Annotated in this window: 14 protein-coding genes; 6 read left to right on the plus strand and 8 right to left on the minus strand. The window is 69.5% G+C overall.

The annotated features are described in order from the left end of the window. Nucleotides 1-73: 73 nt before the first annotated feature. Nucleotides 74-1,477: a cytochrome B6 gene (locus KRR26_RS00390; RefSeq protein WP_120205429.1), complete on the minus strand. Its 1,404-nt coding sequence runs from the start codon at nucleotides 1,475-1,477 to the stop codon at nucleotides 74-76. A 391-nt stretch (nucleotides 1,478-1,868) separates the two neighbouring features. Between KRR26_RS00390 and KRR26_RS00395 the strand changes: the two genes are divergently transcribed. Continuing rightward, complete coding sequence (locus tag KRR26_RS00395) at nucleotides 1,869-3,194, plus strand: alpha/beta hydrolase family protein (RefSeq protein ID WP_233576840.1); 1,326 nt, start codon at nucleotides 1,869-1,871, stop codon at nucleotides 3,192-3,194. A gap of 15 nt (nucleotides 3,195-3,209) precedes the next feature. Here the strand turns inward: KRR26_RS00395 and KRR26_RS00400 are convergent, their stop codons facing one another. From KRR26_RS00400 to KRR26_RS00410, 3 genes are read right to left on the minus strand one after another with little or no spacing between them, the layout of a single operon-like run. Beyond that, nucleotides 3,210-4,397, minus strand: coding sequence for a hypothetical protein (locus tag KRR26_RS00400; protein WP_217078847.1), 1,188 nt, complete (start codon nucleotides 4,395-4,397; stop codon nucleotides 3,210-3,212). A 34-nt stretch (nucleotides 4,398-4,431) separates the two neighbouring features. After that, on the minus strand, nucleotides 4,432-5,178 hold the full coding sequence (locus KRR26_RS00405) for an ATP-grasp domain-containing protein (protein WP_217078848.1): 747 nt from the start codon (nucleotides 5,176-5,178) through the stop codon (nucleotides 4,432-4,434). Nucleotides 5,179-5,235: 57 nt separating this feature from the next. After that, on the minus strand, nucleotides 5,236-6,408 hold the full coding sequence (locus tag KRR26_RS00410) for an MFS transporter (RefSeq protein ID WP_233576839.1): 1,173 nt from the start codon (nucleotides 6,406-6,408) through the stop codon (nucleotides 5,236-5,238). Between the two features lie 131 nt (nucleotides 6,409-6,539). On the opposite strand from KRR26_RS00410, the gene KRR26_RS00415 reads away from it, so the two are divergent. Next, a complete protein-coding gene (locus KRR26_RS00415) occupies nucleotides 6,540-7,451 on the plus strand; it encodes a LysR family transcriptional regulator (RefSeq protein WP_120205421.1) in 912 nt (303 codons plus the stop codon). A gap of 10 nt (nucleotides 7,452-7,461) precedes the next feature. Here KRR26_RS00415 and KRR26_RS00420 read toward each other — a convergent pair whose 3' ends face one another. Beyond that, the gene (locus tag KRR26_RS00420; RefSeq protein WP_120205419.1) at nucleotides 7,462-7,929 is read right to left on the minus strand and encodes an Lrp/AsnC family transcriptional regulator; all 468 of its coding nucleotides are present in this window, start codon (nucleotides 7,927-7,929) and stop codon (nucleotides 7,462-7,464) included. A 64-nt stretch (nucleotides 7,930-7,993) separates the two neighbouring features. Between KRR26_RS00420 and KRR26_RS00425 the strand changes: the two genes are divergently transcribed. The 3 genes from KRR26_RS00425 (at nucleotide 7,994) to KRR26_RS00435 (ending at nucleotide 11,100) form a co-directional block, all read left to right on the plus strand. After that, nucleotides 7,994-10,132 (plus strand): M3 family metallopeptidase, encoded by a 2,139-nt coding sequence (locus tag KRR26_RS00425; protein ID WP_217078849.1) that lies wholly within the window; start codon nucleotides 7,994-7,996, stop codon nucleotides 10,130-10,132. Nucleotides 10,133-10,275: 143 nt separating this feature from the next. Next, entirely contained in the window at nucleotides 10,276-10,668 is a 393-nt protein-coding gene (locus KRR26_RS00430) for a DoxX family protein (RefSeq protein WP_120205416.1), read from the plus strand. 81 nt (nucleotides 10,669-10,749) lie between these two features. Beyond that, a complete protein-coding gene (locus KRR26_RS00435) occupies nucleotides 10,750-11,100 on the plus strand; it encodes a hypothetical protein (protein WP_233576838.1) in 351 nt (116 codons plus the stop codon). 10 nt (nucleotides 11,101-11,110) lie between these two features. On the opposite strand, the gene KRR26_RS00440 is transcribed toward KRR26_RS00435, so the two are convergent. The 3 genes from KRR26_RS00440 to ada form a co-directional block, all read right to left on the minus strand. After that, nucleotides 11,111-12,472, minus strand: a complete 1,362-nt coding sequence (locus KRR26_RS00440) for a S41 family peptidase (protein WP_217078850.1) — start codon at nucleotides 12,470-12,472, stop codon at nucleotides 11,111-11,113. A 113-nt stretch (nucleotides 12,473-12,585) separates the two neighbouring features. Continuing rightward, the gene (locus KRR26_RS00445; protein WP_120205413.1) at nucleotides 12,586-13,326 is read right to left on the minus strand and encodes a 2OG-Fe(II) oxygenase; all 741 of its coding nucleotides are present in this window, start codon (nucleotides 13,324-13,326) and stop codon (nucleotides 12,586-12,588) included. Further along, on the minus strand, nucleotides 13,323-14,396 hold the full coding sequence (ada, locus tag KRR26_RS00450) for a bifunctional DNA-binding transcriptional regulator/O6-methylguanine-DNA methyltransferase Ada (protein ID WP_120205635.1): 1,074 nt from the start codon (nucleotides 14,394-14,396) through the stop codon (nucleotides 13,323-13,325). The genes KRR26_RS00445 and ada overlap by 4 nt, the downstream gene beginning before the upstream one ends. Nucleotides 14,397-14,614: 218 nt before the next feature. Here ada and KRR26_RS00455 point away from each other — a divergent pair, with 218 nt between their 5' ends. Continuing rightward, nucleotides 14,615-16,246 (plus strand): oleate hydratase, encoded by a 1,632-nt coding sequence (locus KRR26_RS00455; RefSeq protein WP_217078851.1) that lies wholly within the window; start codon nucleotides 14,615-14,617, stop codon nucleotides 16,244-16,246. Nucleotides 16,247-16,320: the final 74 nt, after the last annotated feature.

Genomic DNA, 16,320 nt, shown 5'->3' on the forward strand with positions numbered 1-16,320 from the left:
CACGCGGGTGTGCGCTCCACCCAGCAAGCGGCATCGCGCCGGAAGCACCAACCGGCGCGATGCGCGGCGGCGCTCACAGCACGCGCATGAACGCCACCAGGTCCTTCTTCTCCTGCGCCGTCAGCCGCGTCTCCAGGATGAGGTTGAAGAACTCGACCGTGTCCTCCAGCGTCAACAGGCGGCCGTCATGCAGGTAGGGCGGCGAGTCGCGGATGCCGCGCAGCGGGAACGTCTTGATGGGGCCATCGGCGCCCATCACCTCGCCGTTGATGAGCACCGGCTTGTAGAAGCGCTCGGCCCGGAGGTTGTGCATCAGGTTGTCGGTGTAATACGGCGCCGTGTGGCACACGGAGCACTGGGCCTTGCCGAAGAACAGCTCCTGGCCGCGCGCCTCCGCGGGCGTGGCCTTCTTCGGATCCAACTTCCCGTCGAAGCGCAGCTTGGGCGCGGGCGGGAAGTCGAACAACTCCTCCACCTCGGCCATGAAGTGCACCTGGCTGCCGCGCTCCAGGATGTTCACGCCCTTCTTCGTGGCGATGACCGGGTCGCCGTCGAAGTAGGCCGCGCGCTGCTCGAACTCGGTGAAGTCCTCCACCGTCTTCAACGCGCGCTGCGAGCCGAACAGCCGCTGGATGTTCACCCCGCGCAGCGTGGGCGTCTCGATGCGGTGCCGGAACTCCTGCGGGCGGATGTCCCCCACCAGGTGCGTGGCCCCGTTGGTATGGCCATTCACGTGGCAGTCGAAGCACGACACGCCCCGGCTGGGTAGCTCCGAGCGGCGGTCCGCCGTCTGGTTGAACTGCTGTTGGGGAAACGGCGTGACGAGCAGCCGGAGTCCTTCCAACTGCTTGGGATTCAGGATGCCATTGAACAGGTCCTGAACGTTCATGAGGGTCACGAGCTTGCCCTGCGAGACGTCCCCCAGGTCCGGCCGCGTGGTGAGGAAGATGGGCGGCGGGAACTCCGGCAGGAAGTGGTCCGGCAGGTCAAAGTCCAGGTCGAACCGCGTCAGGTCGCGGCCCTCCTGCTGCTTGATTTCGTTGATGTGGAACTTGGGGAAGAGCATGCCGCCTTCCGGGTGATTCGGATGCGGCAGGGGCATCAGCCCGGGCGGGAACACGCCCTTGTCCCGGATGGCCTCGGGGGACATCGCCGCGAGCGAGTCCCACGTGACGCCCGGCGGCAGCTTCACCCGCACGCCCTCTTGCACGGGCTTGCCTTTCGACATCGTGACACCCGAGGCGGGCTTGTTCCCCAGGTCATAGCGCTGCACCAGGAGCTGCTGGTGGCGCGCCTCCACCTTGGGCTTGTCCGCCTTCATGCGCGCCATGACCTCCGAGAACGGCTCGGTCTGGTCCACGGGCATGTAGCTCGTCTTCCCTCGGGGGGAGACCTCCTGCCCGGCGGCCCCTCCCGCCCACAACCCCAGGCACGCCACGACGGTCAATACGGCCGAACGGCTCCCAGACACCCTCATGGACTCCCTCCCTCCGGTTGACTCCAGGCCAGAGACTGACCCGCGAAGTCGGACGCTAGACCTTTCCCCTCCCCTGCATCCCCCCACGCGTCGCCGGACTGTTGGCCAGTCCATGCTCCCTCCCCGCCTTGACATCCCACCACCTCAACCACATGATTAAATCAACTGATTGAACTCAGACGTGCTCGAGTGAGGCCGGGACCGGCTCGGGCATGCCTTTGCACGAACAATCCAAGACATTCATATGTCTGAATTTCCTGCCCCGTCCGCGAAGCCGCCGGTGACACAAGCGGGCGCGCGCGGTTTTCGAGTCAGCGGCCACAAGACAGACATGGCTTGTGCCTGACAATCCAACATCCGTGGTCGGAGGTTGAAGCACATGGGTATCTCGATGAATCGCCGTTCCCTGCTCCACGCGGGCCTGGGCATCACCGGAGGGCTCGCGCTGCTGCGAGGCGCGCCCGCCAGCGCCGCGCCCGCCCAGTCCGCGGCCGACGCGCCCGACCCGTCATCTCAGCCCTGGTATGAGCTGGGATTGCTGGCGGACCCCATCATGGAGAGCCAGCTCCTCCACTTCCTGGCCGCGACGTACAGCGCGCAGGCGGACGTGGGCGAGGTGCTCGACACGGCCCACCGCATCAACGCCGGCGACGACTGGAGCTGGCCCACGGAATGGAGCAGCACCGCGGACCGCATCCGCGCCATGGGCGACGCGAGCCTCGCCGGCCGTCACCCGCTGAGCGCCGGGCAGGCGTACCTGCGCGCCGCCAACTACTACCGCGCCGCGCTCATCCACCACCCCGAGCCGAGCCATCCCAGCGTGGTGGAGACGGGGCGCAAGGCGGTGGAGGCGTACAACAAGGCCATCACCCTGCTGAAGCTGCCGGCGGTGGCGGTGCGCATCCCCTACGAAGGCACCAGGCTGCCCGGCTACTTCTTCCGCTCACCGTGCGCGCACGCCATGGCGCCGCTGCTCGTCTTCCAGCAGGGACGGGACGCGTGGCCCGAGGAGTCCAAGTACGTCATCGACGCGGCGCTGGCGCGCGGCTACCACTGCTTGATTGTCCATGCGCCCGGCCAGGGCATGGCCATCCGCGAGCTGGGCCTGCCCTTCCGTCCGGACTGGGAGAAGGTCATCACGCCCGTCATCGACTTCGCCGTGCGCATCGCGGGCGTGGATCCTCGGCGCATCGCGCTCCTGGGCTGGAGCATGGGCGGCGCGCTCGTGCCCCGCGCGGCGGCCTTCGAGCGGCGCATCAAGATTCTCATTCCCAACCCCGGCGTCCTCAATTGGGGCCAGGCGATGTTCACGCAGTTCGGTGAGCTGTTCCCGGACCTGCTCCCCCTGCTCGACAGCGACCCCGCGGCCTTCGATGCGAAGATGGCGCAGCTCATGGACGCGGTGTTCCTGTATCGCTGGTACATGCGGGACTCGATGAACAAGCACGGCGCGCGCACGCCATCGGAGCTGCTCTTCAAGCTGCGAGACTTCACCAACGTCCCCGTCGTGGACCGCATCCGCTGCCGCACGCTCGTGATGGACGGCACCGCGGAGGCCTTCTCGCGCGGACAGGCCAAGCAGCTCTTCGACGCCCTGACGTGCCCCAAGGACTACCTGCTGTTCACCGAGGAGGACACGGGGCTTCTGCACTGCCAGGAGGGCGCCTCGGCCGTGGCCAACCAGCGCATGTTCGACTGGCTGGACGAGTACCTCTGAGCGCGCGGCGCCGCGTCAGTCCAGGCCCCGCAGTCGCGCTTGGAACTCCGGCGCCCGGAAGCGCGGCTCGGACCGGCGGCCCAAGCGCCGCAGCAGGGCCGAGAGGTCATCGCCGTCGAGCGACCAACGGCGGAAGCCATAGCGGCCCTGCCCCAGCACGAGTTCGTCCGCGAAGTCGTGCGGGAGGTCGTGAATGAAGAACCAGGAGGGCTCGGCCCGAGGCGCCAGTGCGCGCAGCGGGCCGAGCACGTCCTCGTCATAGCGCCCGTCGAAGCGGTCCGCGTGCCGCCCCAGCAGCAGCTGGCAGGGCGGCAACCGCGCACGTGCGTCGAGCGCGTCCAGCGGCCCCTGGCCGTCCTCCAGCGTGAACAAGCCGTGCCCCTCGAAGTCCGCCGGCTCCGGACAGTGCGTCCCCAGCGGGATGCTCACACCGCCGTCATCCCGGACCGGCGTCACGGACAGGAGCTGCCAGGGGCCCAGCGTCTCCAGCAGCGGCGCGGGCAAGGCGGGGGGCAAGGGACGCGGGGGGGTGACGAAGGGCTGGAACCAGGGGTCCACCACGAGAACGCTCCACAGCTCCGGCCAGGCGCGCGTGGCCCGCTCCAACGCGGGCACCACGCGAGCCCACTCCGCTCGGCCCTCACGGACCTCCTGGAGCGCGGCCCACAAGGCCACGTCCGGTGCGTGGGGGAAGTAGCGCGTTTGCCATTCAGCCGATGGCGTCGCGTCATCCCACTCGCACAACACGTTGGCGCGGCGCCACGCCTCGAGCCGAGCGTCCGGCACCAGAGGCCACCGGACCGCGAAGCGCGCGGAGAGCAACCACGCGAAGTCCTCCGAGCCGAACGCCTCCCATCCCCGCAGTCGCGCGAGCCAGCTCGCCGCGAGGCCCCACGGGCGCGGCAGGCGTCCCAAGGTGTCTCGCGCCTCGGCGCCCTGCCCGAGCAGGCAGAGACAGGCCGCCTCGCGAACGATGCGCTCCTCGAAGGGAACCTCCGGCCCCGCGCGGCGCAAGAGCGCGAGCGCCCGCGCATACCGACCGAACGAGAGGAGGACATCCAGCGGTTCGAGGTCCTGCTCGGACCGCAGGGACTCCAACGCGACCACGCCCTTCATCCACGCGCGAAAGTAACCGAAGCCCGAGGCATGCAGGGCGCGGCGGCGTGCCTCGCGAAGCCAGATGCGGTTCTGGAACAGGTCCACGCGCCGCAGCCTATCCCTTCACGCCCGCGCGGCGTCAGGCACCCATCAACTCACACCACCGCGCGACCGTGAGCCGGGTGTACTCCTCTGGAGGCAGCCCATAGGCCCCGAGCGAGAAGCCATCGTTCCACTCCACCAGCGCCGTCTCGCCCGTGGACAGGACACCGAAGTCCACCGCGTACCCCGCCGTGCCCTCCCCCGCCGACGCCAGGGTCGCGACAGCCTCCGCCACCCGCGCGTCATCCAAGCGCACGGTGGGGTCTCCCGCGTAGTGGCGCACCCCCACGATGACGCCGTGGATGACGAACACACGGAACTCGCTGCGCCACTCGACCACCTCGGAGCACCACAGTGGCGTGCTCGCCGAGGCGCTCTCCAGCGCGAGCAGGTCGTCCACGTCGCGGAAGACGTGGCCCGTGAAGCGCTTGCGCCGCTCACCGGGCTTCGCGAAAACCGGCCCCGCCGAGCCTTGAAGCACCTGGGCCTTCAGCTGTCGGACGGTGCTCGGCCACACGCGTCGACACAGCAGGGCCGTCAGGCTGGAGGGATAGTCCCGGGTGGGCGGCGGCTCGAGGCCCAAGAGCTTCAGCGCGCACAGCACGGTGGGCACGTCCCCCGCGACCAACGTGTCCCGCGACAGCGGAAGCCGCCGGCGCTCCAGCCGCTTGGCGGTGAACGGCTCCACGGGCACATCGCGCGCGCGGAGGACGTCGAGCACGGCCCGCATCTCGGGCGCCATGCGCCCTGGGCCGTACTCCTGAACGAAGGCCGCTCGAACCATCGCGCCATCCTGGTCGAATTCGCGGCCCCGTGACACGCCCCTCCGCGCGCGGGGCGCTCACCCTCGCGACGCGGCGGGGAAGCCGTGGGCGCGGGCCCGCCAGGTCACCAGGAACGTGGACACCAGGAGGACGCTCACGCCCCAGGAGAGCGAGGCCACGCCCAGGGTCTCCATCAGCACGCCCCCCACCAGCCCACCTCCCGCCATGGCCATCCCCCACACGGTGACCACCATGGACTGCGCCACATCCGAGGCGTTGCCCGCCGTGTTCGCCGAGGCCGTCTGGAACAACGTCGCCGCGCCGCCGAACGCGAGGCCCCACACCGCCACCGCGACATACGCCACCACCGCCACGGCCCCGCTCACGCCCAGCGACACGGCCGCGCCCAGGAAGAGCAGCGTGCTGCCCAGCACCAGCGCCCGCAGCCAACGGTCAATCAGCACGCCCACGCCCCAGATGCCCAGCAGGCCCGCGAGTCCAAAGACAAACAGCACGGCGTCCACCCGTCCCGCGAGCCCGGAGGGTGCCAGGAACGGAGCGATGTACGTGTAGAGCATGTTGTGCGCGAGCACGAAGCTGAAGGTGACGAAGAGCACGGCCTTCAGCCCCGGCGTGGCCGCCACCCGGCGCAAGGGGAGCCGCGCCTCGGCCGCCTGCCCCGCGAAGTCGGGGACCGAGCCCAGCACCCAGACCAGGAGCCCCACGGTGAGCGCGCTCATCACGCCGAAGGTGGAGCGCCACCCCATCACCGCGCCCAGCAGCGTTCCAGCGGGGATGCCCATCGACAGGGCGATGGGCGCGCCCACCATGGCCACGGCGATGGCCCGGCCTCGCAGGTGCTCGGACACCATGCGGCTCGCGTAGCCCGCGAGCAGCGCCCACAGGAGCCCCGCGAACATGCCCGCGACGAACCGCGTGACGAGCGTCAGGACGAAGTGCCGCGACAGCGCGGTGGCGGTGTTCACGATGATGAAGCCCACGAGGACCGCGAGCAGCAACGGCCTGCGCCGCCAGCCCGAGGTCGCGGCCGTCACGGGGATGGCGGTCACCAGCGAGCCGAGCGCGTAGGACGTGACGAGCTGCCCCACCAGGGACTCGGGGACGCCGAGGTCCGCGCTCATGAGGGGGAGCAGGCCCGCGGGCAGGGCCTCGGTGAGGATGACGATGAAGCCCGCCATCGCCAGGGCCAACAGCCCGGACCAGGGGAAGCGCTCGGATGATGGATGCACGGATGTCTCCACGAGGAAGGCGCGGCCGGAGAGGACCGCCGCGACACAACCTAAGGCCCCGCTCATTTTGGAGAATCCGATTAAGGTTCCGAATACATCGGACACAGATGTCCGCAATGGAGCACAGGCAAATGGACAGCCTCGGGGCGCTGAGCGCCTTCGTTCAGGTGGCGGAGGCACGGAGCTTCACGGTCGCGGGGCGCAAGCTGGGCGTGTCGTCCTCGGCGGTGGGCAAGGCCGTGGCGCGGCTGGAGGAGCGCCTGGGGGTGCGGCTGTTTCATCGCAGCACGCGGAGCATCACGCTCACCGCGGAGGGCGCGCTGTTCCTGGATCGATGCCGGCGCATCTTCGGAGAGATAGAGGCCGCCGAGTTGGAGCTGGCCCAGGCCACCGCCGCGCCGCGCGGCAAGCTGCGCGTCAGCCTGCCCCTGGCGGGCACGCTGATGCTCTCCGCCATCACCCAGTTCATGCGCGCCTATCCCGACATCGAGCTGGAGCTCGACTTCACCGACCGGCTGGTGGACGTCATCGAGGAGGGCTTCGACGCCGTCATCCGCAGCGGCGGCACGGATGACTCGCGGCTGATGATGCGCACGCTGGGGACCTTCGGCTATCGCGTGGTCGGGGCTCCAGCGTACTTCGCGCGGCAGGGCACGCCACGCACGCCAGACGACCTGAAGTCCCACGCGTGCCTGCTCCACCGCTTCCCCTCCACGGGCAAGCTGGCGCGCTGGCCCCTGAAGCGCGGACGCACGCGGCTCGAGCTGGAGCTGCCCACCACCATCGTGGCGACCACGATCGACCCGTTGATCTTCATGGCCGAGCAGGGGCTGGGCGTCACATGCGTGCCCCTCTACAACGTGAGCGACCAGCTCCGCGCGGGCACGCTCGTCTCCGTGCTGGAGGACTTCACGCGAGACGTGGGCACGTACCGCATCCTCTGGCCGGCCAGCCGGCACCCCTCGCCCAAGGTGCGGGCCTTCGTGACGCACATGGCGGAGCGGCTGTTTCCCCAGACACCCGAGAAGCCTTCCCGGCGCTGAAGGTGGAGGCTCAGCCTCCGCGCTCCACGGGCAGCCCCGAGCGCGAGAACGAGAACACCAGCGAGGTCTCGATGCGGCTCACCTCGGGCCGGCTGGTGAAGGACTGGATGGTCAGGATGCGCAGGTGCTCGGTATCCCGACACACCACGTGCACGAGGAAGTCGGTCGTCCCGCCAAGGCAGTAGACGGCGACGGTCTCCGGCAGGGAGCGCAGGTGGTCCCCGATGCTCCCGAACGCCTCGCCCACGTGGAGGCGGAGCTGCACGGCGATGAGCGCCTGGAGCCCCAGCCCCAGCTTCCGCGCATCCAGGTCCGCGCGGTACGCGGAGATGACGCCCTCCGTCTCCAGGCGGCGCACGCGCGTGAGGCACGACGAGGGCGCCAACCCCACCTGCGCCGCCAGCTCCTTGTTGGACAGCCGCGCATTGTTCTGAAGGGCGGCCAGAATTTCACGATCGATTCGGTCCAGCGTGCTCACCCGGGGCTCCTTGCCGAATTCAATTCGATGGCTGTGAAACAATATCACTTTCTATTCTGTCAACATGACCTTTCACAGAATCGTCTGTCTTTGGGTGCTGGGCCTGGGGCTGAGCGCGCGGGCCGAGTCGAATCCCCTGCTGGAGCCCTGGACGGGGCCCCAGGACGGGGTGCCTCCCTTCGACCGCGTGAAGATGGAGCTGTTCCGTCCCGCGTTCGAGGTGGCGATGGACGACCACCGCCGCGAGGTGGATGCCATCGCGAACTCGACGGAGGCGCCCACGTTCGAGAACACCATCGTCCCGCTGGAGGACTCCGGCCGCGCGTTCAACCGGGTGTACCGCGTCTACAATGCGTGGTCCTCGTTCGTGGCCACGCCGGAGTTCCAGGCCGTGGAGCGAGAGATGGCGCCCAGGCTCTCGGCGTTCTGGGATGAGCCGTCGCGGAACGCGCAGCTCTTTGCCCGCGTGAAGGCGGTCCACGACTCGGCCCAGAAGACAGAGCTGTCTCGGGAGCAGCAACGGCTCGTCGATGTCTACTACCGGGACTTCGTGAACTCGGGCGCCCTGCTCGACTCGGCGAGCGGACAGCGGCTGGCCGCCATCAACCAGCGCCGCGCGCAGCTCTCCACGACCTTCACCCAGAACATGCTCGCGGACGAGGCCCGGTCCGTGGTGCTCACCCGCGAGGACGACCTCGCCGGGTTGCCGGACTCCGTGCGCAAGGGCCTGGCGTCCGAGGCCGAGTCCCAGGGCAAGAAGGGCCAGTGGGTCGTCGCCAACACGCGCTCCTCGGTGGCGGACTTCCTCACGTACTCGGACCGACGGGACCTCCGCGAGAAGGTCTGGCGCGCGTACAACGACCGCGGCGACCACGGCGACGCGCATGACAACAACGCGATCATCACCGAGATGCTCTCCCTGCGCGCCGAGCAGGCACGGCTCATGGGGTACCCGACCTTCGCGCATCGGCAGCTCGCGCCGACGATGGTGAAGACACCCGAGAAGGCCCTCGACCTGATGGAGACGATGTGGAAGCCCGCGGTGGCGCGGGTCCACGAAGAGGTGGCGGACATGCGCGCCATCGCCGAGCGCTCGGGCCAGAAGGAGCCCATCGCCCCGTGGGACTCCCGCTATTACGCGGAGAAGGTGCGCAAGCAGAAGTACGACCTGAACGAGGCCGAGATTCAGCCCTATCTCCAGTTGGAGACGCTGCGCGAGGGGATGTTCTGGCTGGCCGGTGAGTACTTCGGGCTCGACTTCGCGCCCGCGGTGGGCGTGCCCGTCTATCACCCGGACGTGCGCGTCTTCACCGTGACACGCCGCGCGACGGGTCGGCCCGCGGGCCTCTTCTTCTTCGACCCGTACGCCCGACCGGGCAAATACAACGGAGGCCAGACGACGCCCTTTCGCACCCAGGAGCGCTTCCGGGGCGAGGTGACGTCCATCGTGGCCAGCAGCATGCCCTTCGTGAAGCCCGCGCCCGGCACGCCCGCGCTCCTGGCCTGGCGCGACGCCCAGACGCTCTTCCACGAGTTCGGTCACGCGGTGCAGGAGCTCAGCTCGGACGTGGCCTATCCCTCGCTCGCGGGCACGCGCGTGGTGCGCGACTACAGCGAGTTCCCCGCCAAGCTCTTCGAGCACTGGGTGGGCGCGCCCGAGGTGCTCAACCGCTTCGCGCGACACGCCACCACGGGCCAGCCGATGCCCGCGGCGCTGATGGCGAAAATCAAGAAGGCCGCCACGTTCAACCAGGGCTGCGCCATGGTCGACTTCCTCCTCTCGGCGCTCGTGGAGATGAAGCTGCACCTGGACACCCGAGACCCCATTAATCCCGCCGCCTTCGAGCGGGAGACGCTCGAGCAGCTCGGCGCGCCCTCGGAGGTCAGCATGCGCTTTCGCATGCCCCACTTCGGGCACGTGTTCTCCAGTGACGCCTACGCGGCGGGCTACTACCGCTACCTGTGGGCGGACGTGCTGGCAGCCGATGCCTTCGAGGCGTTCCTCAAGGCCCCCCGCGCCCAGGTGCCCCAGGTCGCGGAGCGACTGCGCGCGCACGTCCTGGCCGTGGGCAACACGGTGGACCCCTTCGACGGCTACCGCGCCTTCCGAGGCCATGACGCGACGCTCGATGCCTTGATGCGCGAGCGCGGCTTCACCCCGCCCGCCCCGCCGCCCCCGTCACGCAAGCCCAGGTCGCTGTAGCCCCTGCATCACCCCCGGCCTCGAAATCCAGGCACTTGGGCCCACTCGAAGAAAAGACACGGGGCGTGTCGATCCACGGACAGGTCACTCGTTGCCGTGATGAAGGCGGGGAATGACTCCCGGCCCAACACACGGAGCGGTACATGCAGACCCACTCGAAGAAGCAGCTGTGGGCGGGGCGCGTCCTGAGCGGACTCGCGGTGGCGTTCCTTCTCATGGACGGCATCACCAAGCTCATCCAGCTGACGCCCGTCGTCGCGGCCACCACGCAGCTGGGCTACGACGCGAGCGCGGTGGTACCCATTGGCGTGCTCGTGCTCGTGGGGACGGTGCTGTACTGCCTCCCTCGCACCTCGGTGCTCGGCGCCATCTACCTCACGGGATTTCTGGGGGGCGCCATCGCCACCCACGTGAGGCTGAGCAATCCCCTGTTCAGCCACACCCTCTTCCCCCTCTACCTGGCGGCCTTCATGTGGGGCGGCTTGCTCCTGCGCGACACGCGCCTGTGGTCCCTGCTCCTCCCGCGCGAGGCGTGAGGCCTCGCACATCTCCTCGCGCCAGGAGCGCTTCGCGGCATGATGGCGCGCGAGCGCCTCGGTAGCGCGAAGGAGAGTCCCTTGAGCCTCGCGAAGAAGTTGAACCTGAAGGACGGCATGAAGCTGCGCGTCGTGGGCAAGCCCGCGAACGTCGACCTGGGCGATGTCGCCGTCACCCCGTCCGCGAAGGCGGAGGGCCTCCTGGTGTTCTTCAAGTCCCTGGCCGAGGTCGACGCGAAGTGCGCGCCCCTCGTCGAGGCCGCGAAGGCGGACCGCCTCGCCTGGGCGGCCTATCCGAAGGCGGGGCAGCTCGACACGGACCTCAACCGGGACGTGCTCTGGAACCACCTCGCCAAGCACTCCATCGAGGGCGTGCGCCTCATCTCGCTCGACGCCGTGTGGAGCGTGATGCGCTTCCGCCCCGCCTCGTGAGCCGCGTCCGTCAGGTCCTCGGATAGACGCGCGGAGCAGGCGCTCCCAGCCACTGCGTCTCCACGGCCTTGGGCGTGATGTGCACGCGCAGCGCGTCCACGCCATCCACCGTGAACCACCCGTCCGCCGTCATGGGCGCCAGCCGGCGCAGGGGGCGGTCAGGACGCGACATCCACATCGCGCCCTCGCGCCACTTCACCTCCATGTCGCCGTACTGGCCGGTGAGCTCCTGGATGCGCGCCGTCGTCAGCTCCACGGGATGCAGCCGGGCCTCCGCGCCCGCCTGGGCCCACGCGTACCCGGCGCGAACCTCGGGGGACAGACCCGGGGTCTGGGCCAGCCGCTTCAGCGCGAGTGACTGCGCCACCTCCAGGGCCTGGAAGGGAATCGCCTCGACGGTCGGGGTGATGCCCACGCCTTCCCAGTTGGTGTGGCTGACGGCGTGGACCGGGCGCCCCATGGACACGCTCAAGACGAAGCCCGGCGCGATGGGCACGAACTGGTTGTTGTTGGCCGCGCCCATGGTCTTCGCGCCCACCAGCTCGCCCAGCTTGAACTGCTGCACGTCGTAGGCGAAGGCCTCCGCCGCCGAGGCGACGTCTCCGTCAATCAACACATACAGCGGCTTGCCCTTGAGCCGTCCGGCCGGCAGGTGTCCCAAGGCGCGCGACTGCTCGTCCGGCTTCGAGCGTTCGAGGAACGTCATCTCCAGCGTGTCCTCGTCCAGGAAGTGGCTGACGAGGTAGCGCACCGCCCCGTGTGAGCCACCGCCATTGCCGCGCAGGTCGATGATGACGGCGTCGCCGTCCTTCAAGAAGCGCAGGGCCTCGTCATAGACGGCGCCCGTCTGGTCGCGCACCCACTCGAACGCGGAGATGCGCAGGTAGCGGATGTTGCCCGGGAGGATGCGCTGCTCGGCCAGACCGTGATGGTCGCGCGCGGCCCGCTCACGCCAGAACGCGAACTCCGCGTCAGCGCTCTCGCCCCGAGCGGCCTCCTTTCGGAGGTCCTCGTACCGCGGCGGCTCGAAGCCCAGGTACAGGTGATGATCACCCGAGGCCGCCACGAGGTCCTCGGTGACAAGCTCGCCCAAGCGCACGGGGTCCGTGCCGTCATAGCGCCCCGCCTTGCGCGCCTGGGTCAGCCGCTCCACGAGCCCGGGCACCTTCTCCGGGAAGACGTACGACGCGCGCAGCGACGCGACAATGGCATCCAGCGCGGCACTCCGCTCCGCGACGGAGAGCGGCCGAGGCCCGGCGCGCTCCGCCCGCGCGCCTGGCTGCGCGGCCCGAGGCCCCGGCTGCCCCCAGGCGACACTGGCAGACAGCGAGAGCACTCCCACCCACCACGTCGCGCTTCGGTCTCCACGCATCTTCGTGCGCTCCTGTGCGGAAGGCGGGCGGAGCCCCGCTCCCGTCACGGACATATATAAGCACTAATATAAGCACGCAAGTCCACCGGCGCGGAGGGAGGGCGGCACGCCGGTCAGGTCGCGTCGTGGAAGATGATGCCCACCGTGTGGCGCGCGCCCGAATGCAGGCGGCTGACGCCGTGACGGAGGTTCACGCGGTAGACGCCGCGCGTGCCCTGGACGGGGCGCTGGTGCACGGCGAAGACGACGGCGTCCCCCTGGCGGAGCGAGAGCACCATGGGCCGCGACTGCATGCGCGGGCGCTGCTCCGTCATCACGAACTCCCCGCCGGTGAAGTCGCGCCCGGGCTCGGAGAGGAGCACGGCCACCTGGAGCGGGAAGACGTGCTCGCCGTAGAGGTCCTGGTGCAGGCAGTTGTAATCCCCTTCGCCGTAGCGCAGGAGCAGCGGCGTCGGGCGGAGCTGTCCCGCGGCGTGGCAGCGCGCGAGGAAGTCCGCGTGGGATTCGGGGAAGTGGACGTCCACGCCCATCGCGGTGTGCCAGCGGTTCGCGATGGGCACGAGGCGCGGATAGAAGCTCTCGCGCAGCCGTGCGACGGTGTCCGGCAGCGGGTGGGCGAAGTACTGGTATTCGCCGCGGCCAAAGCCATGACGCCCCATCACCACGCGGCTGCGGAAGACGTCCTCACGCGGATACAGCCCCGCGAGGGCCTCGCACTCGGCGGGTGCCAGCAACCGCTCCACCTGCGCGGCGCCCTGGGCATCCAGGTCCGCGGTGATGCGAGCCCAGTCCAGCGCGGCGACCCGGTGCGAGAGGTCTCGGGCGGGCGTGAGGCGTGAAGCCAGCGCGCTCATGACCGGGCCTCGCGGGCGAGCAACACGCGCTTGCGCTCGACCCCCCAGCGGTAGCCCGACACGTCTCCGTCCGCGCGCACGACGCGGTGGCAGGGAATGGCGACCGCCAGCGCATTGGACGCGCAGGCGCGGGCCACGGCGCGGACCGCCTTGGGGGCGCCGATGGCGTTCGCGATGTCCGCGTAGCTCACCGTCTCCCCCACGGGGATGGCCCGCAGCGCCTCCCAGACGCGCCGCTGGAACGCGGTGCCCTGGATGTCGAGCGGGAGCGTGACGCCCACGCGCGGGTTCTCCACCAGGCCGACCACCGTGGCGACCCACGCCTCGAACGCGGCATCGGCGCCCACGAGCCGAGCGCGAGGGAAGCGCTGCTCCAGGTCATGGAGCAAGGCCTCGGGGTCGTCGCCCAGGAGGATGGCGCAGACGCCGCGCTCGGTGGCGGCGACCAGCACGTCTCCCAGCGAGCAGCGCCCCATCGCGAAGCGGATCTCCAGGTCCACGCCACCGGTCCGATACCGCGAGGGCGTCATGCCGAGCATCGCGGGGGCATCAGCGTAGAAGCGCCCCGAGGAGGCATAGCCCGCGCCATAGATGGCCTCCGTCACCGAGTCGCGCGACTGGAGCTCCTCCTGCACGCGCCGCGCACGGAAGGCCTGCGCATACGCCTTGGGCGTCACGCCGGTGAGCGCCTTGAAGAGGCGGTGCGTGTGAAAGACGCTCAGGCCCACGTGCTGGGCCAGCGACTCCAGCGAAGGCGTGTCCTCGCTCCGCTCCAACATCCGACACAGCTCGGCCACCTGGGCCGCCTGTCGCTCGGCGAGCGGAGGCTGGTCCGGCTTGCAGCGCTTGCAGGGCCGGAAGCCGGCCCGCTCCGCCTCCGCCGCGCTGGCGTGGAACGCGACGTTCCGCGGATGCGCGGAACGCGAGGCGCACGAGGGGCGGCAGTACACCCCCGTGGTCCGGACGGAATAGAAGAACGACCCGTCCGCGTGCTCGTCCCGGGCGCGGACCGCCGCCCAACGGGGGTCCTGCTCGACGGCGGCGGCGGTCGCCTGTCGCTTGGCTCGCATGGTGTGGGTCTCCCGCATTGGCTCTGTGAGGCTCATGACACGACGGTAATCGTGAGCAGGGAGCCCGGCACTCCGGCTCTTGCTCTGGAATCCGAGTCGATGTCCACCGCGTCTTCCGCTCCCATAACAGCGACCGCCTGTTCCGCCGCTCGCCCGGACAGGCCCCGCGAGGAATGGGAGCCCTACCCTTTCCTGGCAATCGGACACGGGGGTGCGACATGGCGGGGAAGACAGCGGCGGGGCGCAGGGCCTACATCATCGGCGGCGGCATCGCGGGCATGGCCACGGCGGCCTATCTGATTCGCGAGGGCGGGCTCCCCGGCGCGCAGGTCTTCGTCCTGGAAGAGAGCCCCATCCTGGGAGGCAGCCTGGACGGCGGCGGCACCCCCGAGAACGGCTACATCCTGCGCGGCGGCCGGATGTTCAACTTCTCCTACCGGTGCACCTACGACCTGCTGTCGTTCATCCCATCCCTGGACCGCCCTGGCCAATCGGTGAAGGACGACATCGACCAGTTCAACGAGGCGCACCCCACCGAGTCCCACTGCCGGCTCGTGGAGCACGGCCGCAAGCTCGACGTGACGCAGATGGGGTTCTCTCGCAAGGACCGGCTGGACCTCATTGAAATCATCGCGCGCAGCGAGGCGTCCCTGGGCCGCAAGCGCGTGGACGAGTGCTTCTCGCCCGGCTTCTTCCAGACGACGTTCTGGTTCATGTGGGCCACGATGTTCGCGTTCCAGCCGTGGCACAGCGCCGTCGAGTTCCGGCGCTACCTGCACCGCTTCGTCCACGAGTTCCCCCGCATCAACACGCTGGCGGGCGTGGACCGCACGCCGTTCAACCAGTACGACTCGGTCGTGCTGCCGCTCCAGGCGTGGCTCCAGCAGCAAGGCGTGCACTTCGAGCTGGGCATGGAGGTGCGCGACCTGGACTTCCAGCCCGCGGGGGACCGCCAGCGCGTCAGCGGCATTCACTTCCACCGCGGTCAACGCGACGGGACCATCGCGCTCAACGCGTCCGACCTCGTCTTCGTCACCAACGGGTCGATGACCTCGGGCACGCGCTACGGTTCCATGAACGCGCCGCCCCAGGGCGAGGGCACCCGGCGCGACGGCGGCTCGTGGATGCTGTGGGAGCGCATCGCGAAGGGGCGCCCCGAGTTCGGCCGGCCCTCGGTGTTCGATGAGCGGGTGGACGAGTCGAAGTGGCCCTCGTTCACCGTGACACTTCAGGACCCGCTGTTCTTCCGCCTCATGGAGGACTTCACCGGCAACGTCGCGGGCGAGGGCGGCCTGGTGACGGTCAAGGACTCGAACTGGCTCATGTCCGTGGTGCTCGCGCACCAGCCCTACTACCGGCACCAGCCACCGGGCGTCACCGTGTTCTGGGGCTACGGATTGTTCCCGGACCGCGTGGGCAACTTCGTGCAGAAGGCCATGTCGGAGTGCTCGGGAGCGGAGCTGTTCATCGAGCTGTGCAACCACCTGGGCTTCCAGAAGGAGCTGCCCACCCTTCTGCGCGGCGCGAACAGCATCCCCTGCATGATGCCTTTCATCACCAGCCAATTCCTCACACGCGGCCCCACCGACCGGCCGCACGTCGTGCCGGAGGGCTGGGAGAACCTCGCCTTCATCGGCAACTTCTGCGAGCAGCCCAAGGACGTCGTGTTCACCGTGGAGTACTCGGTGCGCTCCGCGCAGGCCGCGGTGTTCTCACTCTTGGGGCTGGAGAAGGAGCCGCCTCCCGTCTACCCCGGTGAGCGAGACCCGCGCGTGCTGCTCCACGCGCTCCAGACCCTGTACACCCATGGCGAGCACGCGGACGAGGCCCCCGGAACCTCGCCCCACTGAGCCCGCACGCGTCGCGTTCGCCCCGCGCGAAGGCCGTGGGCAAGAGACACGACTTCGGAGACACTTCGCTCCGA

The organism is Citreicoccus inhibens, from assembly GCF_019039035.1.
GTDB lineage: Bacteria > Myxococcota > Myxococcia > Myxococcales > Myxococcaceae > Citreicoccus > Citreicoccus inhibens.